We start from the raw sequence: 26,886 nt of genomic DNA on the forward strand, positions 1-26,886 counted from the left end.
GACAAGCAAAGCCGACGTCACAGGGTCTCCAACTGTGAAGTCAGCTCATCGATATGTGGCAGATCCTGCAGGCTCAACACGGTTTGCAGCAGGCGTTCGGATTTTTCGGATGCCAGGTCAGTCGTCAGCCGCCGGAATTTGGCAATAACCTTGTCTGTTGTCGGACGCAAGGTATCCATTTCCAGGCCCGACGCGCGATAGGTGAGGTCATTGCAGGTCACTTCGACATCGACCCGGCCTTGCTGGTCAGGCGAGGGATCAAGCAAATGGATTTTGTCGGCCAGACCAAGGACCTGACTGTCGTCTGTCTGGTCGTAGTAGGCGTAAGTGTCGATGGGTCGACCTAGCAGGGCCGCGGCCACGGTGAAGCGGGCGCTGATGCGCGCCTTCAGGGGCGATGCATAAGGCGCTACGTTCTGGTAACCGGGATTGGTCAATGTCAGCATCGGGGCACGCACGGTAACGCGCGTAATGCGATGAGCATCAAGTTGATGTTGAACCGCCAACTGATGGGCCAGATGTACCGGCGTTTGCACAAATATGCAGACTGGGCGTTCTTTGTAGACGGTGTCTTCGATCAGAAACCGTTTGCCCAATTGTTCAATGGACGCACCCGCCTGCTGCGCCGTTCGCGCATAGGCCTGGTAATAGCCTGATTCGCCTTCGAATATGCTGGGCGACGCGGTGGCGCCGGCCTGTGCCAATTGGGCTGCTGAGACACCGCTGCGGGAGGCCCAACCCACGTTCAGTTTTACTTCCGTCGTACCCGACCGAAAGCCTTCGCCAAATCCCGATGCGAACATCGCGGCGCAACCCAGTGCATGCGCGGCTTGCGTGGCGGTCAGGCCCAGCAGTCTGGCGGCCGCGCCGGCCGCGCCGATGGCCCCGGCCACGCCCGTCGCCCGAAATGCCGGCAGCATATCAGGGCCGCCCAGATAGGCGCGCGCGACCAAGTCGTAGCCCAGCACGATCGCCGTCAGGACCTCTTTGCCCGAGGACGCGCGTTCATCGGCAATCGCCAGAGCCGCTGGAATCACCACTGCGCCGGGGTGCGATTTGTACAAGAAATCATCGTGCGTGCAGCCGTTGACCAACGTGGCGTTGATGAACGCAGCATCGACGGCGGGTACGCGCTGGCCTCCGGCGATGATGACCGCCCCGCCTGCGTTTTGTCCGGCGAAGCGACGGGCAATGCCAGGGACCGGCAGGCTGCGTGCCGCATACGCGGTGGCCAGCGAATCGAGCAGGCAGGCCTTGGCCAAATCGACGACGTCTCGAGGTAGGTCGTCGAATCTGCCGTCATGGATGAACTGGCCAAGCGCGCGGGAAATTGAGGCTGTCATAGGCACCAATAAGCGGGATTGCATGGTGGGGAATTGAGTGTTATAGTTCCGTTAATCGGAACTATATATCGATGAGTGAAACCATGGTATCCCATTCGCCCAAGACCGACAAGAGGGTCATTCCATCATCGGACTCGCCCGCGGCGTTCGCGCGCAGTGGCGACAGCGGTACCGTCAATCGCACGCTGCGTCTGTTGAGTTGTTTTGCCGAACAAGAGCGTTGGGGTCTCAATGACCTGGCCAAGGCGCTGAATTTACCCAAGGCCACCATGCATCGCTTGTTGGGTCTGTGCAAGCCGCTGAATTTCGTGATGCAAGACACCGACGGCCTGTATCAGCCCGGTCTGGCGCTGTACCGGCTGGCGGGGAAATTGGCGTCGGAAATGCCGCTGAACCAGTTGGCCGAACCCATCTTGCGCGACGTACGTGACCGTACCGACGAAACGGTCTTGCTGACGCTGCTTGATCGCGGCGAGCTACAGATGTACTTCTCGCTGTCAGCCTCACCTGCGCACCCTTTGCGCTACACCATTCAGCTCAACCGTTTGCAGCCGCTCAGTTGGGGAGCTACCGCGCGTTCCCTGCTGGCGTTTCTTTCTCCGCAGGAAATCGACGAAGTTATTCGTCGCGCCGAGCCTTCACCGCTCAATGGCCGGCCATTGAGCGCCGACGAGTTGAGCGCCGCGCTGGCACAGATACGGCAGCAGGGCTATGCGGTCAGTTATGCCGAACGCGCACCCGAGGCGCATGGTGTCTCCGTACCCTTTTTTGACAACCAGGGACAGGTCCGGGGGAATTTGACGCTTACGGTGCCCGATTTCCGCTTCGATGCGGCCAAGCTGCCGGCCTGGATCGCGTTGCTGCGCGAATCGGCCGCTGCACTGACATGTCGCCTGGGGTGGTCCTGATATGTCGTGACGTCGCCGCATGCTTCACGAATGATGAATACCTCTTGCGCCATCGGCAACTACCGCTGGGCGGTCCGACTATTTATCCTAAAAAAGAGCCAGCCGGCTCGAGGGCCAGCGGAGCGTGCTCCAACCTGATAAAGAAAATACCGAATAAGGAGACGTAGCATGGACAGAAGAAAATTCTGCGCGATCGCCGGCATGGCGCCAATTCTGGGGGCCGTCACGACGCGCGTGCACGCGCAGACGTTGCAGAAGGGCAAACCCATTGTGCTGGTGGTGCCGTTTTCGCCCGGTGGCAACCTGGATACGGTGGCCCGCGCGGTGGCGCCCGAGCTGGGCACCGCGCTGGGTATGTCCGTCGTGATCGAGAACAAGCCGGGTGCGGGCGGGGTGATCGGCGCTAGCCAGGTGGCCCGGGCGGCGCCCGATGGCTACACCCTGCTGGTGACGACGCCGAACGCGATTACCGTGGCGCCGTTCATGGTCGATACCCATTACACGTTGAAGAGCTTTGCTGCCGTGGGCGGACTGGGTTCGGCCTCTCAGGTGGTAGCCGTCAATCCCAGGGGCCGCTTCCAGACAATGGCGCAATTGCTCGACGAAGCGCGGCGCAGCGAGGGCGCCGTCACGCTCGGGCATTCAGGTCTGGGCACGACCAACCACATCGCCCTGCTCAAGCTGGAAGAGGCGGCGGGTTGTCGCTTTACGGCGGTGCCATTCAAAGGCTCGGCGCCGGCGATTGCGGCATTGCTGGGCGCGCAGATCGACGCCATCATCGATCAGGTGACGAGCTCTTATGCCAATATCAAGGCGGGTAAGTTGCGCGGCCTTGCGGTGTTGTCCGCCGAGCGCGATCGCTTCCTGCCAGACGTTCCGACGCTCGCCGAAGCCGGGCTCGCTGGCTTGACCTCCATGACGCAGTGCGGCCTGATGGCGCCGGCGGGTACACCTGACGCCATTGTGCAGCAGTTGAACGCAGCACTAAACAAGGCTTTGCAGGCCGATGCTGTGCGTGAACGCTTGCACAACACGGGCAGCGTTGCTCTGGAAACGACCCCCGCCGAATGGCAAAAAATACTGCAAGCTGAACTGGAAACTGCGCGTCAGCTCGATGCGCAAGGCAAACTCGCCGCTAACTGAGAAACGCTTTGACTAAGCTTTGTTTACCCGCACGAATTGAACACCAGAAGCTCGATTTCAGGCCGCCTCCGGGCAGCTGCGATGCGCATGCGCACGTATTCGGACCTTTCGATCGTTTTCCGCTGGATGCGGAGCGCAGTTATACCCCGCCGTCATATCCGGCTGAGGCCTTCATCGCGCACCTGGACGAACTGAGGCTGGAGCGCGGCGTGCTTGTCACGGGCAGTGCCTCTGGCACCGTCAACGATATCGTGCTTGACGCACTGACCCGATACCCGCAGCGTTTGCGTGGCGTGATTGTGCCTCGCACGGACATGAGCGACGCCGAGCTGGATCGTTACACCGAGGCGGGTGTGCGCGGTGTGCGGGCCAATCTGTATCAACTGAATGGCGCAGCGGTGTATCGCAATGGCGTGGGGCTCGACGTGTTGCAGGCACTGGCGCCCCGCTTGGCAGAACGCGGTTGGCATGCGCAAATCTGGGTACACGCCCCCGATCTGCCGACACTGATGCCGGCGCTCAAGGCACTGAATTTACCGCTGGTCATCGACCATATGGGGCGCATGAATACGAGTCGAGGCGTCGACGATCCAGGCTTTCAGTTCCTGTGTCGGCAGCTGGCCGAGGGCGCGCTGTGGGCAAAAATATCGGGGGCCGACCGCAACACAAGCAATGGACCGCCCTATCACGATGTCGACCCGTTTGCGCAGGCCATACTGAATGCTAATAACCAGCAGGTGGTATGGGGTACCGATTGGCCCCACATCAACTATTACGAGCAAGGACGTATGCCGGACGACGGAGAATTGTGCAATTTGTTGTCACGCTGGGCATCGGCCGAAGTCAGGCAGCGAGTGCTGGTGGACAATCCTGCCCGCCTGTATGGCTTTGATGCTTAGGCTGGCTGTCGATGCGTAGGGGAGGCATCGCCTATATGCGCGTCGTCCAGCGTCGCTGGTTGCAACATTAGTCACGACATCAGTTGCGTCGTTCAGTGCGGTTCGGTGTTGCTCAAGACCGTGTGGTACGCATCGCGCGGCAGCTTGGCGCTACACTGCTGCCCTTCGTTCAATCGAGAACACAATGTCCTTCGTTCCGTCCGAGATCACCTCTGTTTTCGCCACTATTTTGGTCATTGCCAGCTTTCTCACATCGGCCCTGACAGCCGCGATGGGTCTAGGTGGGGGCGTAGCCATGTTGGCAGTGTTAAGCGTGGGTTTGCCGGTCACCAGTGTGCTGCCCGTGCATGGCGTGGTTCAGATGGGATCGAACAGTGGGCGCGTCATCATCCAGCGCCGTCATGTGGTGCTCCCGTTGCTGTTGTGGTTCGCGTTAGGTAGCCTGGTTGGTGTCGCGTTGGGAGCGTCGGTGGTCGTCAGCATTCCGGACGCGCTGGCCAAGTGGGCGTTGGCACTGTTTATTCTGTGGTCGATCTATCGTAAAAAGCCCAGCGCCACAGCTCAGCGACACGGCAAGACCTATTTCGTGGTGGGCGGGGCGATCTCGAGTTTCTGCACCATGCTGGTGGGTGCTACCGGCCCACTGGTGGCTGCGCTGCTGGCCCGTACCGGTTTAATAAAACAACCGCTGGTGGCCACGCACGCCGCATGCATGGTGATTCAGCACGGCATGAAGATCGTGGTCTTCGGCACGTTGGGCTTTGCATACGCACAATGGGCCCCGCTCATCGCGGCGATGATCGCCAGCGGCGTCGTAGGTACCTGGATAGGCACCCGCATGTTGGACAACTTGCCCGAAGCGACCTTCCGCCTGGGTTTCAAGATCGTGATGACCTTGGTCAGCCTGCACATGATCTGGCAGACATTTTGAGCGTCAGGCGGTCGTTGCTTTGTTTGAGCAGTTAGATCTTTGATGTACACGGCATCGACATATGCTCAAAACGTGTCGAATATTTGTCGATCTTTCGACACGTTGGACAATCTGCCCGGGGCGATCTTCCGGCTAGGCTTCAAAATCGTGATGACTTGTTCAGCCTGCGCGTGATCTGGCAGATCAGCTTTGCCATCGGCGGTAATTATGCGGAACTTGATTTTATTGGTGCCGGTGAAAGGAATCGAACCCTCGACCTTCTCATTACAAGTGAGCTGCTCTACCAACTGAGCTACACCGGCAGACGCGGCGCCATGCGAGGGCATGACGGGTGAAGGGTTTGCATTGTATAGGAAACTCAGGGCAAGCATGTTGCCCGCCCTGTGGTTTCCGTGGCAAATCCCAGAGGCTTTGCCGTGATGATCCGGCGCCTTATTTGACGATTGTCAGATGAGGGCGCTTGGGCTCGTCGTCGTCGCCGTTGTTGTCCGTCTCGATTGAGGCGGCCGCGGGTTCGCCGGCTTCGACATGCGCGGTTTCGGCCGGCACGGGGGTGCCCGTGGGACTGGGCGCCTCGTAGGGTTGTACTTCAAAACCCATGCCAGCACCGGTTTCACGCGCATAGATGGCGCTGACGGTGGCCACGGGTACCCAGACGTTTTCCGTGATGCCGTTGAAACGGGCTTGGAATTCGATGAATTCGTTGCCCAGCACCAGTTGGTTGGTGGCCAATGTACCGACGTTCAGCGTGATCTGACCGTCGTGTACATGTCCCATAGGCACCCGGGTATGCTCGTCGACTTGTACGGTGATATACGGCGTATAGCCGTTATCGGTGCACCATTCGTGCAAAGCGCGCAACAGATACGGTTTGGTGGAAGTTTCACCCATCGTACAGAATCCTCCCGCCTTAGCGACGCATCACTTTTTCAGACGGCGTCAGTGCTTCGATGTAAGCCGGGCGCGAGAAGATGCGTTCGGCGTACTTTTGCAGCGGCGCGGCGTTCTTGGGCAGTTCGATACCGTAGTGATCCAGGCGCCACAGCAACGGCGCCACGGCAACGTCCAGCATCGAGAATTCGTCGCCGAGCATGTACTTGTTTTTCAACAGCAGCGGGGCCAGTTGCGCCAGGCGGTCGCGAATGCTCTGACGCGCGGTGGCCAGCTTCTTCTCGTCGGGCTTCGAGCTACGGTCTTCCAGCGTGGAGACGTGCACGAACAGCTCTTTTTCGAAGTTGTACAGGAACAGGCGCGTGCGTGCGCGCATGACCGGATCGGCCGGCATCAATTGCGGGTGCGGAAAGCGCTCGTCGATGTACTCGTTGATGATGTTGGACTCGTACAGCACCAGATCGCGTTCGACCAAGATGGGGACTTGGCCATACGGGTTCATGACCGAGATGTCTTCGGGTTTGTTGTACAGGTCGATGTCGCGGATTTCGAAATCCATTCCTTTTTCAAAGAGCACAAAGCGGCAGCGTTGCGAAAAGGGGCAGGTGGTTCCGGAATAGAGCACCATCATGGCGGTAAGTCCTTGTATGAAAAGCGAAAGGCCAGCGCCGCTAATCTAGCAAACGCTGGCCCCGATTACCAGGGTGGGACAGGCGTACAGCCCGATCGGGATTGTGTTGCCGGCCCCGAAGTGTATTGCATTGCCCCGCCACATGGCGGGGCGATCATTAGCGTACGTGCTTCCAATAGGAGGCATTCAGGCGCCAAGCTACCAGCAGGAACAGACCCAGGAACATCAGTACCCAGACGCCCAACTGCTTGCGGAACAATTGCTGCGGTTCGGCCATCCACGACAAAAACGCGGTCAAATCGGCCACATCATTGTTGTAGGCGGCTGCTTTGGCGGGATCCAGGGCCTTGAACTTAGCCTCAAGTGTAGCGTGTCCGTGAAAATCGGCGACAGGCTCGGTCTTGACCTGGGCATAACCCTGGTCGTCGTAGGTGGTCGTGATGCGTTCCCAGCTATGGGCGCCGTCCTTGCTTTGGACCTCGTGCATGGCGACCGTAGTGAGCTCGCGAGGGCCCTGGAGCTCCCAGAGGACGTGCGGCATGCCGACGTTGGGGAACACCAGGTTGTTCCAGCCCGTGGCGCGTGCCGTGTCACGATAGAACGTGCGCAAATAGGTGTAAATGTAGTCAGCGCCCGAGGGGCCGGCGTTGACGGATTTTGCCCGGGCGATGACGGACAGGTCTGGCGGGACGGTGCCAAACCATTTTTTTGCGTCTTCCGGCTGCATGGCAACGTGCATCAGGTCGCCGACCTTTTCGCCCGTAAACAACAGGTTTTCCTTGATTTGTTCGTCGGTCAGGCCGATGTCTTGCAGCTTGTTGTAGCGCATGGACGAGGCGCTATGGCAGTTAAGACAGTAGTTGACGAACAGTTTTGCACCGTTTTGCAGAGCGGCGACGTCGTTCACGCGATCGGGCGCGGTTTCCAGGGGGTAGCCGCCCTCGGCGGCGTACGCGCCGGTACACGCGAACATTAACGCGGCTACACCAATCAGCTTCTTGATCATGGTCATTCCGTTATTGGCTCGTGGGTCAGTGGGCATGGAACGTCACGCGGTCCGGGACCGGTTTGAAAGTCCCCAGACGGCTCCAGATGGGCATCAGGAAGAAAAAGCCCAGATAGATCAGCGTCCCGATTTGCGACATGAGGTTGTACACGTCGTTGGGCGGCTGCGTGCCCAGAAAGCCCAGTATCAGGAAGTTGACGATGAAAATGCCATAGAACCACTTGTGCCACGACGGACGGTAACGGATCGATTTGACCGGGGAGTGATCCAGCCAAGGCAGGAAGAACAGGATGACGACGGCGCCACCCATGGCAACGACACCCCAGAATTTGGCGTCGATGGTGCGCAGGAGGACGGCGACGATGATCAGCAGGGCGGGTACCGCAATACGCAGAATACCTTTCAGGTTGCTCTTGACCAGTAGTGCGATCGCGCCCAGTACGGCGGCGCCGGCCAACACCCAGGTGAACTCGGCCGTGGTGGCGCGCAGCATGGAGTAGAACGGCGTGAAGTACCAGACCGGGGCAATATGCGGAGGCGTCTTGAGCGGGTCGGCGGGAATGAAGTTGTTGTATTCCAGGAAGTAGCCGCCCATTTCCGGGGCAAAGAACACAATCGCCGCGAAGATGATCAGAAAGCCCGCCACACCCATGATGTCGTGCACGGTGTAGAACGGATGGAACGGGATGGCGTCCTTCGGTCGACCGTGCCGGTCTTTCGGGCCCTGTTTGACTTCGATGCCATCGGGGTTGTTGGAGCCGACTTCGTGCAGAGCGACCAGGTGAGCCGCGACCAGGCCTATCAGTACCAACGGGATGGCAATGACGTGGAACGAGAAGAAGCGGTTCAGGGTGGCGTCGGAGACAACATAGTCGCCGCGAATCCAGATGGACAGCTCAGGGCCGATGAACGGAATGGCCGAGAACAGGTTCACAATCACTTGTGCGCCCCAGTAGGACATCTGGCCCCAGGGCAACAGGTAGCCAAAGAATGCTTCACCCATCAGGCACAGGAAGATGGCGACGCCAAAGATCCAGACCAGTTCGCGCGGCTTGCGATAGGAGCCGTAGAACAGCCCACGCAGCATGTGCAGGTAGACCACGACAAAGAACATCGAAGCGCCGGTGGAGTGCATGTAGCGCACCAGCCAGCCCCATGGGACTTCGCGCATGATGTATTCGACCGACTGGAACGCGCGTTCGGCATCGGGCTTGTAGTGCATCACGAGGAAGATGCCGGTGACGATCTGAAGGACCAGTACCAGCAGGGCCAGGGACCCAAAAAAATACCAAAAATTAAAATTCTTGGGCGCATAGTACTCGGACAGATGCGCTTTCCAGGTGGAGGTCACCGGGAAGCGCCGGTCCAGCCAGCCCAGCAGTCCTGTTGTCTCGACGGTTTTTTCGCCAGCCATGAATGGCTCCTTCTATACGAGGCGTATCTTGCTAAAGTCGGGGTAACGCGGCGCGAGGCGCGCGTCAGGCTTTGTTTTCTTCGTCAACCCCGACGATGATGCGGGTGTCGCTCAGGTATTGGTACGGCGGAACTTCGAGGTTGTCGGGCGCGGGTTTGTTTTTGTACACGCGACCGGCGAGATCGAAGGTGGAGCCGTGGCAAGGGCACAGGAAACCGCCCTCCCATGTCGCCGGTAGGCCGCCACCGCCGCCCGGTGCGAAATGGGCAGTGGGCGAGCATCCCAAATGGGTACAGATGCCGACGCAGACGAACAGTTCGGGCTTGCGCGAACGGTATTCGTTCTTGGCGTACTCGGGCGTGTAACCAGGGCGTTCGGAATTGGGATCCGCGAGATAGGGGTCTTGTTCTTTGATGCCGGTGAGCTGGGCATCATCACGACGCAGCAGCCACACGGGCTTGCCACGCCATTCGACCGTACGCATTTGGCCCGGAGCCAAGTCGCCAATGTCGACTTCGACAGGAGCGCCCGCAGCACGGGCTTTCTCGGATGGGGCAAAAGTACTAACTAATGGAATGGCGGTTGCTACACCAGCCACACCGCCCACCGCACAGGCCGTACCGACCCAAAAGCGGCGGGATGGATCCGGTGGCAGGTTGGGGTCAACCGCACCATCTTCGTCCTGCAACAGCGTATCCTGACTCATCTTCCCATCCTCGTTGATGCACTTGCGTTACCTGTATAGCATCAGGTACGTAGCATCTGTTTGTGAAACATGTAACAGTGTCGCAACCGCTTATTATAGCGCCAGCCCGGTGTCGGGCGAACGTAAGGAGAAATTCTATGAGCAAGGCATCTGGTTTTATTCAAGAGTTCCGCGATTTCGCGGTGAAAGGCAACGCAGTTGACCTGGCGGTAGGCGTCATTATCGGAGCGGCATTTGGCAAGATCGTGGACTCGGTGGTGAAAGACTTGATCATGCCGTTGGTGAATTTCATCCTCGGCGGCCAGGTGGATTTTTCCAACAAATTCCTCGTATTGTCCATGCCCGAGGGCTATACCGGTCCCATGACGTATGCTGATTTGAGCGCCGCGGGAGCTAATGTGTTGGCTTGGGGCAACTTCGTCACGATTCTTATCAACTTTATTTTGCTGGCATTGGTGGTGTTCATCATCGTCAAGATGATCAACTCTGCTCGTCGCAAGGACGAAGAGGTTGCTCCCGCCGCGCCGGCGGCGCCCGCTGAAGACGTGGTGGTGTTGCGCGAAATCCGCGACTTGCTGAGAAAGTAAGCCGTGGGTGGCCTGCCCTGCGAGGCGGGCCGGGATTCACGCAGTACACCGCGCAAGGATGCGCGGTGTACTGCGTGAATTCGGCGTTATACCGGATTGTCGATGTCGACGAATTCGACCTGGATGCCGAATTGTTTTGCCACGGCTTCTCCCAGGGCCTGCGCGCCGTAGCGTTCCGTGGCGTGATGACCGGCGCCGATGAAACCGGTTCCGGTTTCACGCGCGAGATGAAAGGTGGGTTCAGAGGCTTCGCCCGTGATGTAGGCATCTGCGCCCGCGTCAATGGCATCGGCCAGCATGCCTTGTGCACCACCCGTGCACCAGGCGATGCGATGTAGCGGCCGATCCGCATCGCCGATGACCAGGGGTTGGCGCCCGAGGCGTTCGTGCACTCGCGTGGCCAGGTCGCCCAATGTGGCGAGCGCTGGGGCGTTGCCTAGCCAGATCAGATCGCCGGAACCGCATGTGAGGGGTACGCCATCGGCATCACGTTCGGGGGTCAGGCCGAGGACGCGCGCGAGCTGGGCGTTGTTGCCCCACTCAGGGTGTGCATCCAGCGGCAAGTGGTACGCAAACAGATTGAGGTCGTGCGCAAGCGTGAGGGCCAGGCGTGTGCGGCGTGGGCCCCGTACGCGAGGGTCCTCGTTTTTCCAGAACCACCCGTGGTGCACGAGCACCGCGTCCGCACCGCGCTCGATCGCGATACGCAGTAATGCTTCGGATGCGGTAACTCCGGTGATAATGTGGCCTACGCGCGGTTTGCCTTCGACTTGCAGGCCGTTGGGACAGTAGTCTTTGAATCGCGACGCTTGCAGCGTGGTGTCTAACCAAGCGGCCAGTTCGCGGGTGTCGATCGTTTTCATTGTCTTACCTTGTCAGGATCATGCGTCGCTATTGGCTGATATTTGCTCAGGCCGTCACGGTGTGTCTGGCCATTTTATTCGTCGTGACTACGTTGCGGCCCGATTGGTTGCGTCTGTCGTCGCCCGATCCTGCGCCCGCGCCGGTACCAGGCGTGGCAACCCAGCCGCCCCGCGATATGGACAGATCGGCTGCCAGAGAGCGTGGCTTGTCCTCGTATGCCTATGCCGTGTCACAGGCGGCGCCGTCAGTAGTGAACGTATTTACCAGCAAGCACGTGAATGTGCCGATCGTACCGTTGCCTGACGATCCGGCGCTGCGCCAGTTGTTTGGGCAGGTGCCGGGCCTGAGCCGGCGTCAGGCATCGACCAGCCTGGGTTCGGGTGTCATCGTCAACGGCGACGGTTATGTCCTGACAAACTACCATGTGGTCGAGGCCGCTGACGCGATCGAAGTGGCACTGGCCGATGGCCGTGCCGGGACGGCAAAGGTTGTAGGGGCCGATCCCGAGACGGATCTGGCCGTGTTGAAACTGTCCGATAGTCTGCGACCGCTGCCGGTCGCAAAGTTTGCCACCGATCGCAGTTTGCACGTGGGTGATGTGGTGTTGGCGATCGGCAATCCGTTTGGCGTGGGGCAGACCACCACGCAGGGGATTGTGTCCGCATTGGGCCGCAATGGCCTGGGCATCAATACCTATGAAAATTTCATCCAGACCGATGCGGCGATCAATCCGGGCAATTCAGGCGGGGCGTTGATTGATACGCAAGGCAACCTGGTGGGCATCAATGCGGCGATTTACTCCGAAACAGGAGGGTCTTTAGGAATCGGGTTTGCGATTCCGGTCGATACCGCGCGCAAGATCATGGAAGAAATCATCAAGACTGGTGCCGTGCAGCGTGGTTGGCTGGGGATTGAGCCCCAGGACATTACGCCTGATTTGGCGCGCGCTTTCGGGCTGCCGGCGGATACGCATGGTGTGGTGATTGCCGGCGTGATGCGCAATGGTCCGGCGGGCAAGGCGGGGCTGCGTGTCGGCGATATCGTGCAGACGGTCGATGATGCTCAGGTACTGGACACGATGACGATGCTGCGGTTGATTGCCGCACTGCCGCCCGGAGAAAAGGCGACGCTGGATATTGTGCGCGGTGGCAAATCGCGCACTGTCACCGTCACGGTTGGGACGCGGCCGACGCCACCCCGGTAAACGGGGCGAGAGCCTTTTCTGGGCCGCGCAAGCGCGTCCCAGACCCCGTTTGTCAGGGACGTTCAGTCAGATTGCCCGTCGTGTCTTCGGTATCGGTCTCTTTGCTGCCTGACGAGACCACCCGCGCGCAGAGCAGGCCGACCTCGTACAGGATGCACAGCGGTACGGCCAGCATGAACTGGCTGACGACATCGGGCGGGGTGACGACGGCGGCGATGACGAATGCGCCAACGACGACGTAGCCGCGCGCACTGCGCAGTTTGTCGAGTTCGACAATGCCTGTCTTGACGAGCAAGACGACTGCTACCGGGACCTCAAAGGTAATGCCGAATGCCATGAACATCGTCATGACAAAGCTGAGATAGGCTTCGATATCGGGAGCGGGCGTGATGGATTGCGGCGCAAAGGTCGAAATGAAGTGAAAGACCGTGCGAAAGACAAAGAAGTAGCAAAATGCCATGCCCAGGATAAAGAGCAGTGTGCTCGATAGGATGAGGGGCATGGCCAGGCGTTTTTCGTGCCGATAGAGGCCAGGCGCGACAAAGGCCCAGGCCTGGTACAGCACGATCGGTAATGCGACGACAAACGCGGCCATCAGGGTGACCTTGACGGGCACCATGAACGGCGTGATGACGCCGGTGGCAATCATGCGCGTACCTTCGGGTAACGAGGCCAGCATGGGCTGCGCCAACAAGTCATAGATGGCCGAGGCGCCGGGGTAGATAAACAGCACCACGAATACCACGATGACGGCCGCGACAGCCTTCATGAGTCGGCTGCGCAGCTCGACCAGGTGGGACATGAAGGTTTCTTGCGGCTGTTCCTGGTCCAGCTCGTCGGGTTTGGCGTTCTGGGTCACGGTGTGATGGGTGTTTTCGGTTGAGGGGGGGCGGCCGGGGCGTCAGGTGCCGTATCGGCAGGAGCGGTAGCGCCTGCAGGCGACACATCGACAGACGCCGTCGCTGCGGTCGTTGCACCGGCGGACGTCGATTCTGATGTGGACGGATTCGCTACGCCGGCGGGCGATTCCACTTCTTTTTTCAGATCGGAGATTTCTTTGGTCGCGGTCTGCGCGGTGTCATTCAATCCGGTGCGTATCGAGTTTTCGGTGTCGCGCAGCGAGCTCGTGACGCTACTGGCAGCGTCATCCATTTCTTTCTTGAAACTGCGTAGTTCGTCGAGCTCAACCTCGCGCTTGATGTCGCTTTTTACATCATTGACATAGCGTTGAGCGCGGCCGAGCAGGTGTCCAACGGTACGTGCCACTTTAGGCAGCCGTTCGGGCCCGATGACAATCAGCGCAATGACGCCAATCACCATCAGTTCAGTGAAACTGACATCAAACATGCGACATCTGCTCGCTTAAAAACAAAGAGATAACGGGAAACGCGGCCAAGCAACGTCGTGAGACGTTGCCTGGGGGATCACACCCGCGCCACGTAGATTAGGAGTTGGTTTTTTCTTTGGCCTGGACGTCGATAGTGTCGTCGGCGACTTTTTGTTGCGAGACCTGCTCAGGTTCATCGCTTTTGGCTTCTTTCATGCCTTCTTTGAAGCCTTTGACAGCGCCGCCAAGATCCCCACCGATGTTGCGCAGTTTCTTGGTACCAAATACGAGGGCTACGATGACCAGAACGATCAACCAATGCCAAATGCTAAAGCTACCCATGATGACGGTTCTCCGGGGTTATGCGTTGGGAGCCACGCGCCCTTTCCAGGGACGCGGACCGCCGATAATGTGGAAATGCAAATGCGAGACTTCTTGGCCGCCGTCGACGCCGGCGTTGGCAACCAGGCGGAAACCCCCATCGGGGCCTGGTCGGCAGCCGTTTTCCGCCGCCAGGCGGGACGCCAATATTGTCATTCTACCTAACCAGCCCGCATCGTCGGGGCCGACGTCTTGCAGCGAAACAATGTGCTGTCGCGGAATCAGCAGTAGATGTACCGGGGCGGCCGGATTAATGTCGTGGAACGCGACGAACTCCTCATCCTCGAAGATCTTTTTCGAGGGGATTTCGCCGCGGGCGATCTTGCAGAAAATACAGTTATGGCTCATGTTGATTCCGTACTCAGGACGCAGGGCGCCGTGCTTTTTCTTCGAGGCCAGACAGGCCTTCCCGGCGTGCCAGCTCGGCCAGCACGTCTTCGGGCCGCAGATTGTAGTGAGTCAACGTGACGAGGCAATGAAACCATAAATCAGCCGTTTCGCTGACGATGCGTTCAGGGTCGCCGTCTTTGGCGGCCATGACCAATTCAGTAGCTTCCTCGCCGATTTTCTTGAGAAAAGCGTCGGGGCCTTTGGCCAGCAGCTTGGCGACGTACGACGTCTGTGGATCGCCGCCGTTTTCGGGGCGACGCGTGGCCAGCGTGTCGGCGATGCGCGCCAGCATGTCATTGCCGGACAAGGGATTGCTCATTTGTAAATGTGTTCCGGATCTTTCAGGACGGGGTCGACGGTGACCCAGGATGCGCTGTCCGCCGGCCCTTCGAGGTGGCGAAAGAAGCAACTGGCGCGGCCGGTGTGGCAGGCGATGCCGCCCTCTTGGTGCACTTTGAGCAGGATGACGTCGCCATCACAGTCCAGGCGCAGGTCGTGCACGGTCTGGGTATGCCCGGATTCTTCGCCTTTGCGCCACAGGCGCTGGCGCGAACGAGACCAGTAGACCGCGCGTCCGGTGGCAGCGGTTTCGGCCAGCGCGTCGCGGTTCATCCAGGCCACCATCAAGATCTGGCCGTTTTCGGCGTCTTGTGCGATGGCGGGAATCAGGCCGTTGTCGTCAAAAACGACGTCGGCCATCCAGGCGGGATCGGTATTCATAAATGCAGTCTAATCCAGTCTGACAGCGATGCCTTGTTCTGCCATAAAGGCTTTGCACTCGCGCACCGTGTGTTGGCCAAAGTGGAATATGCTGGCCGCCAGTACAGCGTTGGCGCGTCCGGCGGTGACGCCGTCGGCCAGATGTTGCAGGCTGCCTACGCCACCCGAGGCGATCACGGGCACCGGTACGGCGTCCGATACCGCACGGGTGAGTTCGATATCGAAGCCGGATTTGGTACCGTCTCGGTCCATGCTGGTCAGCAGGATCTCACCCGCTCCATATCCGGCCATCTGGCTCGCCCATTGTATGGCGTCCAGGCCCGTGGGTTTGCGGCCACCGTGGGTAAAGACCTCCCAGCGTGCCGGCTCCCCTGGGGCAGAAACGCGTCGGGCGTCGATGGCCACCACAATGCATTGCGAGCCGTGGTAGCTCGCTGCGGCGCGGACCAGCTCAGGATTGGCGACGGCGGCGCTGTTGATGCTGATCTTGTCGGCGCCGGCGTTAAGCAGGCGTTGTACGTCCGAGACTTGGCGGACCCCGCCGCCCACGGTCAGGGGGATAAAGACCTGCGAGGCGACCTGCTCAATGATCGGCAGGATTAGATCGCGGCCGTCACTGGTGGCGGTGATGTCCAGGAATGTGAGTTCGTCCGCGCCCTGCTCGTCGTAACGTCGAGCGATTTCGACAGGATCGCCCGCATCCGTCAGATTGACGAAATTGACCCCTTTGACGACGCGCCCTGCCGTGACATCCAGGCAAGGGATGATGCGGCGAGTCAGCCCGGTTGATACGCCGGGCGGTATTGCCGTCGTGGTCGTCTGGGTGTTCATGGGTTCAGTTCGTCGGCGCGGTCCTGGGCAGCCTGGAAGTCGAGCGTACCCTCGTAGATGCTGCGGCCGAGGATCGCGCCTTCGACGCCTTCGTCGGCGACGGCGCATAGGGCTTCGATGTCCTGCATGCCGGCAATACCGCCCGAGGCGAAGACGGGGACGCGCACGTGTTGGGCAAGCTTGACGGTCGCATCAATGTTGACGCCTGACAACATGCCATCGCGGCTGATGTCGGTGTAGATGATGGAGTCGCAGCCGTAGTCTTCGAACTTCTTGGCCAAGTCCAGGACGTCGTGACGGGTGAGCTTGCTCCAGCCGTCCGTGGCGATTTTGCCGTCGCGCGCGTCAAGCCCCACGATGATCTGGCCTGGGAACGCTCCGCAGGCATCTTGCAAGAAGCCCGGGTTTTTCACGGCGGCGGTGCCGATGATGACGTACGAAATACCGGCATCCAGATAGGCCTCAATGGTGTCGAGGTCGCGGATACCTCCGCCGATCTGCACCGGAATTTCGTCGCCGATGGCTTGCAGGATGGCCTTGATGGAGGCGTTGTTTTTGGGTACACCCGCGACGGCGCCATTCAGATCAACCAGATGCAGGCGTCGTGCGCCCAGGTCGAGCCAGTGTGACGCCATGGTGGCGGGTTCTTCAGAGAATACCGTTGCCTCGTCGAGGTCTCCCTGGCGTAGGCGCACGCAGCGTCCGTCTTTGAGATCGATGGCGGGGATCAGCAGCATGGTGAATAGCGAGCGTAAGAAATGGGTTGAAAAAGGGTCAGATCCGAGAGCGTGCGGGAGGTTACGGCTGCCAGTCTACAAAATTGCGGTACAGGCGCAAACCGTGGGACGCACTTTTTTCGGGGTGAAACTGCACCGCAAAAATGTTGGCGGCAGCTACGGCACACGTAAACGTAACACCATAGTCGGTCTCGCCGATAGTCAATGCGGGATCGGCCGGTGCAGCATAGTAGCTGTGTACGAAATAGAAATGTGTGTAATCCGGAATGCCGTCCCATAACGCGTGAGAGCGCGTTTGGCGGACTTGGTTCCAGCCCATGTGGGGCACTTTCAGGCGCTCGTCACCCGTGTTGGCCAGCATGCCATCGGCAAAGGGGCTGCCCGCAAAGCGGCGTACGGTGCCTGGAAACAAGCCCAGGCAAAGGGTGTCACCCTCTTCGCTGGCGTCGAACAGCATTTGTTCGCCCACGCAAACGCCCAACAAGGGCTTGTTGCGGGCGGCACGCAGGACGGCCTCGCGCAGGCCGGATTCGTTCAGGGTGTGCATGCAGTCGGCCATGGCGCCCTGGCCAGGGAAAACGACGCGGTCGGCCGCGTCGATGTCGGCGGCACGGTTACAAATACGAATGTCGGCGTCGGGCGCAGCGTAGCGCAGCGCACGCGCCACGGAATGGAAATTGCCCATTCCGTAATCGACGATGGCAATGGTAGTCACTGAAATCTGCCTGGCGAATGGGTGGGGCTACAGCACGCCCTTGGTGGAGGGCACGACGTCGCCCATGCGGGGATCGATCTCAAGCGCCATGCGCAACGCACGGCCAAAGGCCTTGAAGACGGTTTCGCACTGATGGTGGGCGTTAACGCCGCGTAGGTTGTCGATATGCAGTGTGGCCAGGGCGTGATTGACGAAGCCCTGGAAAAATTCACGGGTCAGATCGACGTCAAAATCGCCAATGCGTGCACGGGTAAATGGGATGTGATATTCCAGACCTGGGCGGCCGGAAAAGTCGATTACGACGCGCGAGAGGGCTTCGTCCAGCGGGACGTAGGCGTGTCCATAGCGGCGCAGGCCGGCCTTGCTGCCGACCGCCTTCGCGACGGCCATGCCCAGCGTGATACCGACGTCTTCGACGGTATGGTGCGCGTCGATGTGCAGGTCGCCCTCGGCCTTGATGTCCAGGTCAATCAGACCATGTCGGGCAATTTGATCCAGCATGTGATCTAGAAACGGCACACCTGTATCCAGGTTTTGTTTGCCGGTGCCGTCCAGATTGACGGCTACGCGGATGCGCGTTTCGTTGGTATTGCGGGTGATATCGGCGGTACGCATAACAAGAGGGGCGAGCCTAGTAGGAACAAAGAATATCTTGCAGGGTGGATAACAGCGCGGTGTTTTCGGCAGGCGTGCCTATCGATATGCGTAGGCAGTTTGCCAGCAGCGGATGCGCGCTGGAGAAGTTCTTTACCAGTATTTTGCGCGTTTTCAGGGCAAGATGCACAGCGTTGCCGTCGAGTTCACCCGAAAATCGTGCAAGAACGAAGTTTCCTGCACTCGGATAGACGGTCACACCGGGTAAGTCGGCCAGTGCAGCGGCAAGCAGAGCGCGATCGACGCATAATTGAGCGGCCTGTCCATCGAGCACCGCTTTGTGGCGTAGCACAGCGCGTAACGCGGCCTGAGTCAGCACGTTCAGATTGTAGGGCGGACGCACCTTGTCGAACTGCGCAATCCAGTCGGCGTGGCCGGCTAAATAGCCAAAACGCAGGCCCGCCAGGCCGATCTTGGAGACGGTGCGCAAGATCACGGCTTGGGGTAATGCGGGTAGGCGTGACATCCAGGTGTGGTCGGCAAAGGGCTGGTAGGCCTCGTCCAATACCACCAGGCCAGGGGCCGCGTCGATAATGGCGCGAACGGCTTCATCCGGCCACAATCCGCCCGTGGGGTTGTTGGGTAAGGCCAGAAAGATGACCTTGGGGCGATGTTGGTCAATAGCCTGCAACATGGCGGGTAGATCACATTGCAGATCGGCTGTCAGCGGCACACCGACGAAACGCGCGTGATCAAAGCGTGCCGCCATGTCGAAATAGACAAATGACGGCCAGGGCGACAAAACGATGTCGCCGGGCTCACAACAAGCCTGCACAATCAGGTGAATGAGTTCGTCAGACCCATTGCCGAACAGCAGGCTGGACTCTGCCGGGATGTCGAAGGCATGGCGGACATCATGCGCCAGCGCCTGAGTGTCGCCCGCGGGATAGCGATTGAGCGCGGTGTCGCGCACAGCACGGGCGATCTCGTCGCGTACCGACTCAGGTAATTCGTATGGGCATTCCATGGCGTCGAGCTTGATGCCGCCTGCCAAGGCGGGCGGCACGGGATAAGCGTTTAGCGCACGGATATCAGCCCGAACCGTGGCGGCGACGCGATCGGCCGCGGCGAGACGTGTCATGGCTTGTCCTGTTGGGGCTCCAACCGGTATTGGGCGCTCGCCGCATGGGCGTGCAGGCCTTCGCCGAGCGCGAGTTCAGCGGCAATGCGACCCAGCGTCTGAGCCCCCTGCCGTGATACCTGGATCAGGCTGGAGCGTTTCTGGAAGTCGTATACCCCCAACGGTGACGAAAAGCGGGCCGTACGCGAGGTCGGCAGTACGTGGTTGGGGCCAGCACAATAGTCACCCAGCGATTCGGAGCTGAAACGCCCCATGAAAATGGCGCCGGCGTGGCGAATACGGGCCGTCCAGTGTTCGGGCTGTTCGGTTGAAATTTCCAGGTGTTCGGGGGCGATCTCGTTAGCAATCGCACAGGCTTCGTCCAGGTCGCGCACCAGCACGAGCGCGCCGCGATTCGCCAGACTGACGCGCAGGATATCGGCGCGTGGCATGGTCGGCAGCAGGCGTTCGATGGCCGTCTCGACCTCGTCGATGAATGCGGCGTCAGGACACAACAAGATGGATTGGGCGAGTTCGTCGTGTTCGGACTGGGAGAACAGATCCATGGCGATCCAATCGGCCGGGGTCTTGCCGTCGCAGATGATCAGGATTTCGCTGGGTCCCGCAATCATATCGATGCCCACCGTGCCAAAGACACGGCGCTTGGCCGCGGCCACATAGGCGTTGCCGGGGCCGACAATTTTGTCGACGGCGGGAACCGTCGCCGTGCCGTAGGCCAGTGCGCCGATAGCTTGTGCCCCGCCGATGGCAAACGCGCGATCGACGCCAGCGATGGCGGCCGCGGCCAGCACGATGGGGTTACGCACGCCGTCGGGGGTGGGCGTGACCATGATCAACTCGGGCACACCAGCGACCTTGGCGGGGATGGCGTTCATCAGCACTGACGATGGGTAGGCGGCTTTGCCGCCCGGCACATATAAGCCCACGCGATCCAGGGGGGTGACCTGCTGGCCAAGCAGGGTGCCCTCGGCGTCCGTGTATGTCCATGTCTCGCTGCGTTGGTGTTCGTGATAGGCACGGACGCGGTCAGCGGCGGTTTCCAGGGCGTTACGTTGTGCGGTCGGTAGCGTCGCCAACGCGGCATGCCAGTCGGCTTTGGGGATCTCCAGCGCGTCCGCAGAGGTGGCGGCGATGCGATCGAACCGCTGGGTGTATTCCACCAGGGCAGCGTCGCCACGGTGGCGCACGTCGGCCAGGATGCCAGCGGCTGCACGGTCGATGGATTCGTCTTCGGTGGCTTCGAAAGCGAGCAGTTTGGACAGCGCGGCGGCAAAATCCGGCTGGCGGGAGTCGAGGCGATTGATCAGAGCCATGGCGTCATGGTGAAACAAAAAAGGCCGCAGGCGGCGGCAAGGTAGAGCTCCGCCGCCGAAGCGCATAAAAACATAGTGTAGCGGGCGCGTGCCGCTCGTGCCGCGTTAGGCGGCGGCGCCCGCGTTCGCCGCTCGTTGAAACGTATCCAGCAGGGGCTGCAATCGCGCGCCACGGGTCTTGAGCGAAGCCTGATTGACGATCAGGCGCGACGAAATGGCCATGATGTCTTCGACGGCGGCCAAGTCGTTCGCACGCAGGGTGCCGCCCGACGACACCAGGTCGACGATGCAGTCTGCCAGTCCGACCAGCGGCGCCAACTCCATCGAGCCATAGAGCTTGATGATATCGACGTAGACGCCTTTCGAGGCGAAATGTTCCCGGGCGGATTGCACATACTTGGTGGCCACGCGCAGGCGCGCGCCCTGGTGTACTGCGGCTTCGTAGTCGAAACCGTTGCGTACTGCGACACATAGCCGGCATTTGGCGATGTTCAGGTCTATGGGCTGATACAGACCGCCGGGATGTTGGGCCGCATGCTCGATGAGCACGTCTTTTCCTGCGATGCCCAGGTCGGCCGCGCCGTACTGTACGTAGGTGGGTACATCGGATGCCCGAACGATGATCAGGCGCAGGCCGGGATCGCTGGTCGGCAGAATCAGTTTGCGCGAGCTTTCGGGGTTTTCTGGGACGTCGATGCCAGCCTCGGCCAGCAGCGGTAGCGTTTCTTCGAAAATACGCCCCTTGGACAAGGCCAGGGTGATGGGCGCGTTGGCGACGGCGATCATGTGGATTCCTTGCCTGTCAGTCGCTGGATGTCGGCGCCCAGGGCGCGCAGTTTGACTTCCATGCGGTCATAGCCGCGGTCCAGGTGGTAAATACGGTCGACGGTGGTTTGGCCCTCAGCGGCCAGACCCGCGATGACCAGGCTGGCCGAGGCGCGCAGATCGGTTGCCATCACGATGGCGCCTGACAAGCGCGGGACGCCGCGCACGACGGCAGTGTGGCCGTCGATGTCGATTTCTGCACCCATGCGGCGAAGTTCTTGCACGTGCATGTAGCGGTTTTCGAAGATGGTTTCCACGATGACCGAGGTGCCGTCGGCGACCGTGTCCAACGCCATCAACTGGGCCTGCATGTCAGTCGCAAAACCCGGGTATTCGTGCGTTCGGACGCCCACGGCGCGCGGGCGTCCCTGCATGGCGCCGCGAATCCAGTCGGGGCCGATTTCCAGCGTGAGGCCGGCTTCGGTGAGCTTGTCCAACGTGGCACCCATGGCGTCGGGGGCGACGTTGCGCACGACGATGTCGCCGCCTGCCGCACCCACTGCGCACAAAAACGTGCCCGCCTCAATGCGATCAGGGCTGACACGGTGTTCGGCGCCGTTCAGGCGGGCCACGCCATCGATCACGATGCGATCCGTACCATGGCCATGGATGCGGGCCCCCATTTTGATCAACAACTCGGCCAGATCAACGATTTCGGGCTCGCGGGCCGCGTTTTCGAGAACGGTCTGGCCTTCGGCCAATACGGCTGCCATCAGGAGGTTTTCGGTGCCCGTGACCGTGACCATGTCGGTGCGAATGGACGCACCTTTCAGGCGTGGCGCCTTGGCCACGACAAAGCCATGTTCGATGCTGATATCGGCGCCTAGCGCCGCCAAGCCCTTGATGTGCTGGTCGACTGGACGTTGTCCGATGCTGCAACCACCCGGCAGACTGACGCGGGCTTCGCCAAAGCGTGCCAGCAAGGGACCGAGCACGAGGATCGAGGCGCGCATGGTCTTGACCAGATCGTACGGGGCTTCCAGGTCGTCTACCTGATCGGCCTGTAGCGTGACGATGCCGTCGCTATTGCGCTCGGCCTTGACACCCATGCGGGCCAGCAGGCGGCGCATGGTGGAGGTATCGTTCAGATCCGGCACGTTGTGCAGGACCACGGGATCGGCAGTAAGCAGGCTCGCGCACAAAATAGGCAAGGCTGCGTTCTTGGCCCCCGAGATGATGACTTCGCCGCGCAGGGAGGCGCCGCCGGTGATGCGTAGTTTGTCCATTATTGACCTGCCTTGGCGTATTCCTCGGGCGTCAGCGTGCGCATCGAGAGCGCGTGGATCTCGGCTTTCATGCGGTCACCCAGTGCCGCGTACACCATTTGATGGCGTGCAATCAGGCGCTTGCCCTCGAAAGAGGGGCTGACGATGACGGCGTCGAAATGCGAACCGTCTCCTTGTACATCCAGATGATTGCAAGGCAGTCCGTCAGCGATATATTGGCGAACCTGCTCGGGAGTAGGCAGCATGGGCGTCAATTCCTCAGTTTGTAGCCGCTGGCCAGCAGTCGCAACGCGCAGATCGTGAGAACGGCGAATACCCCGGCGACGACTGCCAGGCTGTGCCACGGGGACATGTCCGACACGGAGAAAAATCCGTAGCGAAAGCCATCAATCGTATAAAAAATGGGGTTCCAGTGCGATACCGCTTGCCAGAATGGCGGCAGGGTATGAATGGAATAGAACACGCCGGACAAAAAGGTGGCCGGCATGATCAGGAAGTTTTGAAATACGGCGAGTTGGTCGAATTTTTCGGCCCATAGCCCGGCGATGATGCCTAGTGTGCCCATGATGCCGCAGGCCAGTACAGCGAACAATACGATCCAGCCGGGGTGTGCCAGTGACAGTGGCGTGAAACAGAGAGCCACCAGCCATACGCAAAGACCCACGGCCAAACCGCGCGCGACGGCGGCCAGCAGGTAGGCCGCAAAAATCTCGCGATGTGACAACGGCGGCAATAGCACGAACACCAAATTGCCGGTGATACGGCTCTGGATCAGCGATGACGAAGGGTTGGCAAAGGCGTTTTGCAGCATGCTCATCATCATCAACCCTGGGATGAGGAATGACGTGTACGGCACGGTGTTGTACACCACGACCCGGCCTTCCAGAACGTGCGCGAACACGAGCAGATAAAGCAAGGCGGTGATCACGGGGGCGGCGATGGTCTGGAAGGCGACCTTCCAGAAACGCAGTAATTCTTTGCGCACCAGGGTGGGAAAGCCCGAACCGGCGTCCAGGCGGGGCTGCACCAGGGGTTGTGTGGTCGGGGTAAGCGGGGGGGTCACGAGAGGGCCTCTTCGGGTTCCAGTTCCGGAGCCTCAGGGGAATCCTGATGCATGATGCGTACGAAAGCGTCCTCAAGGTCTACGCCGCCCACGCGTGCCAACAGCGCCTGGGTGGTGTCCAGCGCGACGATCCGGCCGCCTTTGAGCATGGCGATACGCCCGCACAACGCCTCGGCTTCTTCGAGGTAATGCGTGGTCAGCATGATGGTGTGGCCGGCCTTGTTCAGGCGTGAGATAAATTCCCACAAGGTGCGTCGCAGATCAACGTCAACGCCAGCAGTGGGCTCGTCCAGCACGATCACAGGCGGGCGGTGCACCAAGGCCTGGGCGACCAGGACCCGGCGCTTCATCCCGCCGGAAAGGGCGCGCATATTGGCGTTGGCCTTGTCGGCCAAGCCCAGATTGAACAGAATCTCGTCGATCCAGTCGTCGTTGTTGCGCAGGCCAAAATAGCCTGACTGGATGCGCAGTGTTTCGCGTACGGTGAAAAACGGGTCGTAAACCAGCTCTTGGGGCACCACGCCCAGGGCGCGACGGGCCGATTTGTAGTCAGCGGTGACGTCGTAGCCGCATACGCTGGCATGACCACTGGAGGCGCGCGCCAGGCCGGCCAGGACGGAAATCAGGGTGGTTTTGCCTGCGCCATTGGGGCCGAGCAACCCGAAAAACTCGCCGGGCTCGACGCGCAAGCTAACGTCATTCAGTGCCTGAAATCCCGGCGCGGGGGGGCGTCCAAGCAGCTTCTTCCAGCCGGGCTGATGCGACGGGTAAATCTTGGATACGTGTTCTAGACAGACAGCAGACATGGCAAAGGCGAAGGCCCGGGAAAGAACGAATCGCCCATTATAAATGGCGGCCCCCTCGTGGGGGCCTTGTCCTGGTCGCCGGCCGGGGTTATTGGTTGCGCTGGTTCAGCGCCTTGATCAGCCCATCAATGCCGGATTGCTGGATTTGCTGCGCGAATTGGTTGCGGTAATTCTGGATCAGCCAGATGCCTTCGACATTCATGTCATAGATGCGCCAGCCTTGCTGCGGATCTTTTTCGAGTCGATAGTCAACGCCGACGGGTTGGCCGTTGGATTGCGTGATCAGGCTGCGTACCACCACATCATCCGCGTTAGGATCGCCGCGAAATGGCAACAGCTTGATCGTGGTGGCTTGTGTTACGCCTGTCAACGCGCCGCTGTAGGTGCGGACCAGCGTGCCACGAAAGGCGTCAGCCAATGCCGTTTGTTGCTCGGGTGTGGCTTGGCGCCAGTAGCGGCCGGCTGCCAATTGCGTCGTCTTGCGAAAGTTGACGTAGGGCAGGATCTGGGTATCGACGACTTGGTTGATATGGGCCAGATCGCCGCTCTTGACCTTGTCGTCGGACTTGAGCACGGCCAGTGCCGCGTTAGCAGTATCCAGCACGAACTTGTCCGGGGCGCCATGAGCATCGGGTTTGGCTTGAGCATGGGCGGCGGTCGCGGCCATCAGGCCGACGACAGCGGCCAGACACAGGCGTTGCAGCAGGGGAAAAGCGGAAATTCGCATGCGTACTCCTTATGAATGGGGGCCGTGCGTCGCAGGGATCACTTGGCGGTCGCCGGCGCGGGCGGCTCCGACTGAGCCGGAACGGCGTCATCACCGTCATCCTCGATGCTGTAATCGGGCAGATTGCCCTCGCCTACGGCGCTGCCGCGCACCATGGCGGCCCGGCGTTGCAGGTAGGCGTCGCGGATAAAGCTATAGGGATCCAGTGCGACCCGATCGACCATGTCGGTGGTGTCGAGCAAGCTGGCGCGGGTGTCAACAAGGTCCAGCCCCCACAGCGAATTGCGGATGGCGACGTTGTCGATGGCGCTGGGGCTGCTGTAGGTATACATCGTACCTTGCCAATCGCCGATCAGGCCCACGCCGTCACGGATGCTGCTGGCGCCCCAGATTGGCAGCACCAGATACGGACCTTGACCAAAGCCCCATACCCCGAGCGTGGTGCCGAAATCATTGGGGATCTTGCGGGCGCCATTGGCCGAGGCCACGTCAAAGCAACCGCCTACGCCCATGGTGGTGTTGAACAGGAAGCGGCCCAGAGTATTGACGAAATCGTGACCGCGACCCTGTAGAAAGCTGTTGGTGGCTGCCCAAAGGTCACCCACGTTGCTGAACATGTTGTGCACGCAACTGCGCACCGGTTGGGGAGTGACGTAGGTGTAGGCCTGCGCAACCGGTTTGAATACTGCCCGGTCAACCGTATCGTTGAATTTATATACGCCGCGATTAAATCCTTCCCAGGGATCACGGGGATCGGGGGTGCCTTGCGTTGCGCAACCAGCGGTCAGTGCGCAGACGGCCAGGGCAGAAGCAAATCGAGCGTAGGTAGGCATATTCATATTGGGGTAAAGCCGGGCAAGGGGTCTGTTCGCAAGCCACCTGTCTTGTCGGGACAGGCCAAATAGTAATGGGGGACTAGGTCGAATGGATGACGATAGTGTAAATGTCAGTGTTGCGGGGGCGTACTGGGCTGTTGGCCGGACTTGTCCGAGTTTGCGCCCTGATTTTCCGCAGAGTTGTACAGGAACTGGCTAATCAGGTTTTCCAGAACGACCGCGCTCTGGGTATAGCGGATTTTGCCTCCGTCGGCAAAATTTTTCTCGTCGCCGCCAGCGGTCAGTCCGATGTATTGCTCACCCAGCAGGCCTGATGTCAGGATGGATGCAGACGTGTCCTGGGGGAATTGGTAGTCTTCTTCCATATTGAGAACCACCACCGCCCTGAAGGTCTGGTCGTCAAAGCTGATTTTGTTGACACGGCCCACCACCACGCCAGCACTTTTCACAGGGGCGCGCGCTTTCAGGCCTCCGATGTTGTCGAAATCCGCCGTTAGCGTATAGGTCGGGGCAAAGGAGAAGCTGTTGAGATTACCGGCGCGCAGGGCCAGAAATACCACTGCGGCAAAGCCGAGCAATACAAAGAGTCCTACCCAGAAATCGGTTTTTTCGCGTGACATGATGAAAATCCGTATTAATTGCCAAACATCAGGGCGGTAAGCAGGAAGTCCAGCCCCAGGACGGCGAGTGAGCCGGCGACGACGGTGCGGGTGGTTGCGCGGGGGGG

The 26,886-nt window shown here is 60.2% G+C and carries 33 protein-coding genes, 1 tRNA gene and 1 pseudogene; 6 read left to right on the top strand and 29 right to left on the bottom strand.

Annotation, left to right across the window (positions count from 1 at the left end):
- Positions 1–17: 17 nt before the first annotated feature.
- Positions 18–1,343, bottom strand: coding sequence for an MmgE/PrpD family protein (locus tag ACNAZS_RS06240; RefSeq protein WP_415787320.1), 1,326 nt, complete (start codon positions 1,341–1,343; stop codon positions 18–20).
- A gap of 71 nt (positions 1,344–1,414) precedes the next feature.
- On the opposite strand from ACNAZS_RS06240, the gene ACNAZS_RS06245 reads away from it, so the two are divergent.
- The 4 genes from ACNAZS_RS06245 to ACNAZS_RS06260 all read left to right on the top strand — a co-directional run bounded on the left by ACNAZS_RS06245 (position 1,415) and on the right by ACNAZS_RS06260 (position 5,224).
- Positions 1,415–2,251, top strand: coding sequence for an IclR family transcriptional regulator (locus ACNAZS_RS06245; RefSeq protein WP_415787322.1), 837 nt, complete (start codon positions 1,415–1,417; stop codon positions 2,249–2,251).
- 168 nt (positions 2,252–2,419) lie between these two features.
- Positions 2,420–3,394 (top strand): tripartite tricarboxylate transporter substrate binding protein, encoded by a 975-nt coding sequence (locus tag ACNAZS_RS06250; RefSeq protein ID WP_415787324.1) that lies wholly within the window; start codon positions 2,420–2,422, stop codon positions 3,392–3,394.
- An 8-nt stretch (positions 3,395–3,402) separates the two neighbouring features.
- The gene (locus ACNAZS_RS06255) at positions 3,403–4,293 is read left to right on the top strand and encodes an amidohydrolase family protein (protein ID WP_415787326.1); all 891 of its coding nucleotides are present in this window, start codon (positions 3,403–3,405) and stop codon (positions 4,291–4,293) included.
- A gap of 184 nt (positions 4,294–4,477) precedes the next feature.
- A complete protein-coding gene (locus tag ACNAZS_RS06260) occupies positions 4,478–5,224 on the top strand; it encodes a sulfite exporter TauE/SafE family protein (RefSeq protein ID WP_415787328.1) in 747 nt (248 codons plus the stop codon).
- A gap of 226 nt (positions 5,225–5,450) precedes the next feature.
- Here ACNAZS_RS06260 and ACNAZS_RS06265 read toward each other — a convergent pair.
- The 6 genes from ACNAZS_RS06265 to petA form a co-directional block, all read right to left on the bottom strand.
- Positions 5,451–5,526, bottom strand: a tRNA-Thr gene (locus ACNAZS_RS06265).
- Positions 5,527–5,656: 130 nt separating this feature from the next.
- Complete coding sequence (locus tag ACNAZS_RS06270; protein ID WP_415787330.1) at positions 5,657–6,115, bottom strand: ClpXP protease specificity-enhancing factor; 459 nt, start codon at positions 6,113–6,115, stop codon at positions 5,657–5,659.
- 19 nt (positions 6,116–6,134) lie between these two features.
- Positions 6,135–6,746 (bottom strand): glutathione S-transferase N-terminal domain-containing protein, encoded by a 612-nt coding sequence (locus ACNAZS_RS06275; RefSeq protein ID WP_415787332.1) that lies wholly within the window; start codon positions 6,744–6,746, stop codon positions 6,135–6,137.
- A 157-nt stretch (positions 6,747–6,903) separates the two neighbouring features.
- Positions 6,904–7,758 carry a cytochrome c1 gene (locus tag ACNAZS_RS06280; RefSeq protein ID WP_415788834.1) on the bottom strand — a complete coding sequence of 285 codons (855 nt, stop codon included), beginning with the start codon at positions 7,756–7,758 and terminating at the stop codon, positions 6,904–6,906.
- A 19-nt stretch (positions 7,759–7,777) separates the two neighbouring features.
- The gene (locus ACNAZS_RS06285; RefSeq protein WP_415787334.1) at positions 7,778–9,166 is read right to left on the bottom strand and encodes a cytochrome b; all 1,389 of its coding nucleotides are present in this window, start codon (positions 9,164–9,166) and stop codon (positions 7,778–7,780) included.
- 64 nt (positions 9,167–9,230) lie between these two features.
- The gene (petA, locus tag ACNAZS_RS06290) at positions 9,231–9,872 is read right to left on the bottom strand and encodes a ubiquinol-cytochrome c reductase iron-sulfur subunit (protein WP_415787336.1); all 642 of its coding nucleotides are present in this window, start codon (positions 9,870–9,872) and stop codon (positions 9,231–9,233) included.
- Positions 9,873–10,009: 137 nt separating this feature from the next.
- Between petA and mscL the strand changes: the two genes are divergently transcribed.
- Positions 10,010–10,459 (top strand): large conductance mechanosensitive channel protein MscL, encoded by a 450-nt coding sequence (gene mscL, locus ACNAZS_RS06295; protein WP_415787338.1) that lies wholly within the window; start codon positions 10,010–10,012, stop codon positions 10,457–10,459.
- Positions 10,460–10,545: 86 nt separating this feature from the next.
- Here mscL and ACNAZS_RS06300 read toward each other — a convergent pair whose 3' ends face one another.
- Complete coding sequence (locus tag ACNAZS_RS06300) at positions 10,546–11,322, bottom strand: Nif3-like dinuclear metal center hexameric protein (protein WP_415787340.1); 777 nt, start codon at positions 11,320–11,322, stop codon at positions 10,546–10,548.
- A 20-nt stretch (positions 11,323–11,342) separates the two neighbouring features.
- On the opposite strand from ACNAZS_RS06300, the gene ACNAZS_RS06305 reads away from it, so the two are divergent.
- Positions 11,343–12,527 (top strand): trypsin-like peptidase domain-containing protein, encoded by a 1,185-nt coding sequence (locus ACNAZS_RS06305; protein ID WP_415787341.1) that lies wholly within the window; start codon positions 11,343–11,345, stop codon positions 12,525–12,527.
- Positions 12,528–12,579: 52 nt separating this feature from the next.
- Here the strand turns inward: ACNAZS_RS06305 and tatC are convergent, their stop codons facing one another.
- The 21 genes and pseudogenes from tatC to ACNAZS_RS06410 all read right to left on the bottom strand — a co-directional run.
- A complete protein-coding gene (tatC, locus tag ACNAZS_RS06310; protein WP_415788836.1) occupies positions 12,580–13,329 on the bottom strand; it encodes a twin-arginine translocase subunit TatC in 750 nt (249 codons plus the stop codon).
- Positions 13,330–13,382: 53 nt separating this feature from the next.
- A complete protein-coding gene (tatB, locus tag ACNAZS_RS06315) occupies positions 13,383–13,874 on the bottom strand; it encodes a Sec-independent protein translocase protein TatB (protein WP_415787343.1) in 492 nt (163 codons plus the stop codon).
- A 97-nt stretch (positions 13,875–13,971) separates the two neighbouring features.
- Positions 13,972–14,196 carry a Sec-independent protein translocase subunit TatA gene (gene tatA, locus ACNAZS_RS06320; RefSeq protein WP_415787345.1) on the bottom strand — a complete coding sequence of 75 codons (225 nt, stop codon included), beginning with the start codon at positions 14,194–14,196 and terminating at the stop codon, positions 13,972–13,974.
- Between the two features lie 18 nt (positions 14,197–14,214).
- Complete coding sequence (locus ACNAZS_RS06325; RefSeq protein WP_415787347.1) at positions 14,215–14,583, bottom strand: histidine triad nucleotide-binding protein; 369 nt, start codon at positions 14,581–14,583, stop codon at positions 14,215–14,217.
- Between the two features lie 13 nt (positions 14,584–14,596).
- Positions 14,597–14,944, bottom strand: a complete 348-nt coding sequence (locus tag ACNAZS_RS06330; protein ID WP_415787349.1) for a phosphoribosyl-ATP diphosphatase — start codon at positions 14,942–14,944, stop codon at positions 14,597–14,599.
- Positions 14,941–15,345: a phosphoribosyl-AMP cyclohydrolase gene (gene hisI / locus ACNAZS_RS06335; RefSeq protein ID WP_415787351.1), complete on the bottom strand. Its 405-nt coding sequence runs from the start codon at positions 15,343–15,345 to the stop codon at positions 14,941–14,943. Before hisI ends, ACNAZS_RS06330 begins: the two co-directional genes overlap by 4 nt.
- Positions 15,346–15,354: 9 nt before the next feature.
- Positions 15,355–16,176 carry an imidazole glycerol phosphate synthase subunit HisF gene (hisF, locus tag ACNAZS_RS06340; RefSeq protein WP_415787353.1) on the bottom strand — a complete coding sequence of 274 codons (822 nt, stop codon included), beginning with the start codon at positions 16,174–16,176 and terminating at the stop codon, positions 15,355–15,357.
- Complete coding sequence (hisA, locus tag ACNAZS_RS06345) at positions 16,173–16,913, bottom strand: 1-(5-phosphoribosyl)-5-[(5-phosphoribosylamino)methylideneamino]imidazole-4-carboxamide isomerase (protein WP_415787356.1); 741 nt, start codon at positions 16,911–16,913, stop codon at positions 16,173–16,175. Before hisA ends, hisF begins: the two co-directional genes overlap by 4 nt.
- 61 nt (positions 16,914–16,974) lie before the next feature.
- Complete coding sequence (gene hisH / locus ACNAZS_RS06350) at positions 16,975–17,628, bottom strand: imidazole glycerol phosphate synthase subunit HisH (protein ID WP_415787358.1); 654 nt, start codon at positions 17,626–17,628, stop codon at positions 16,975–16,977.
- Positions 17,629–17,655: 27 nt separating this feature from the next.
- Positions 17,656–18,243 (bottom strand): imidazoleglycerol-phosphate dehydratase HisB, encoded by a 588-nt coding sequence (hisB, locus tag ACNAZS_RS06355; protein WP_415787360.1) that lies wholly within the window; start codon positions 18,241–18,243, stop codon positions 17,656–17,658.
- Between the two features lie 16 nt (positions 18,244–18,259).
- Positions 18,260–19,363 carry a histidinol-phosphate transaminase gene (gene hisC, locus ACNAZS_RS06360; protein WP_415787362.1) on the bottom strand — a complete coding sequence of 368 codons (1,104 nt, stop codon included), beginning with the start codon at positions 19,361–19,363 and terminating at the stop codon, positions 18,260–18,262.
- The gene (hisD, locus tag ACNAZS_RS06365; RefSeq protein WP_415787364.1) at positions 19,360–20,676 is read right to left on the bottom strand and encodes a histidinol dehydrogenase; all 1,317 of its coding nucleotides are present in this window, start codon (positions 20,674–20,676) and stop codon (positions 19,360–19,362) included. The genes hisC and hisD overlap by 4 nt, the downstream gene beginning before the upstream one ends.
- A gap of 105 nt (positions 20,677–20,781) precedes the next feature.
- Positions 20,782–21,462 carry an ATP phosphoribosyltransferase gene (hisG, locus tag ACNAZS_RS06370; protein ID WP_415787366.1) on the bottom strand — a complete coding sequence of 227 codons (681 nt, stop codon included), beginning with the start codon at positions 21,460–21,462 and terminating at the stop codon, positions 20,782–20,784.
- Positions 21,459–22,727, bottom strand: coding sequence for a UDP-N-acetylglucosamine 1-carboxyvinyltransferase (murA, locus tag ACNAZS_RS06375; RefSeq protein WP_415787368.1), 1,269 nt, complete (start codon positions 22,725–22,727; stop codon positions 21,459–21,461). Before murA ends, hisG begins: the two co-directional genes overlap by 4 nt.
- Complete coding sequence (locus ACNAZS_RS06380) at positions 22,727–22,972, bottom strand: BolA family protein (protein WP_415787370.1); 246 nt, start codon at positions 22,970–22,972, stop codon at positions 22,727–22,729. The genes murA and ACNAZS_RS06380 overlap by 1 nt, the downstream gene beginning before the upstream one ends.
- Before the next feature lie 5 nt (positions 22,973–22,977).
- Complete coding sequence (locus ACNAZS_RS06385) at positions 22,978–23,790, bottom strand: ABC transporter permease (protein WP_415787372.1); 813 nt, start codon at positions 23,788–23,790, stop codon at positions 22,978–22,980.
- Positions 23,787–24,596 (bottom strand): ABC transporter ATP-binding protein, encoded by an 810-nt coding sequence (locus ACNAZS_RS06390; protein ID WP_415787374.1) that lies wholly within the window; start codon positions 24,594–24,596, stop codon positions 23,787–23,789. The genes ACNAZS_RS06385 and ACNAZS_RS06390 overlap by 4 nt, the downstream gene beginning before the upstream one ends.
- A gap of 88 nt (positions 24,597–24,684) precedes the next feature.
- Positions 24,685–25,323, bottom strand: coding sequence for an MlaC/ttg2D family ABC transporter substrate-binding protein (locus ACNAZS_RS06395; protein ID WP_415787376.1), 639 nt, complete (start codon positions 25,321–25,323; stop codon positions 24,685–24,687).
- Between the two features lie 38 nt (positions 25,324–25,361).
- A complete protein-coding gene (locus tag ACNAZS_RS06400) occupies positions 25,362–26,162 on the bottom strand; it encodes an MlaA family lipoprotein (protein ID WP_415787378.1) in 801 nt (266 codons plus the stop codon).
- A 107-nt stretch (positions 26,163–26,269) separates the two neighbouring features.
- A complete protein-coding gene (gene mlaD / locus ACNAZS_RS06405) occupies positions 26,270–26,779 on the bottom strand; it encodes an outer membrane lipid asymmetry maintenance protein MlaD (RefSeq protein ID WP_415787380.1) in 510 nt (169 codons plus the stop codon).
- 14 nt (positions 26,780–26,793) lie between these two features.
- A pseudogene (locus tag ACNAZS_RS06410) lies at positions 26,794–26,886 on the bottom strand (ABC transporter permease); the annotation flags it as partial.

Origin of the sequence: Bordetella tumulicola, assembly GCF_965138755.1 — a bacterium.
GTDB classification, from domain to species: Bacteria; Pseudomonadota; Gammaproteobacteria; order Burkholderiales; family Burkholderiaceae_B; genus Bordetella_A; species Bordetella_A tumulicola.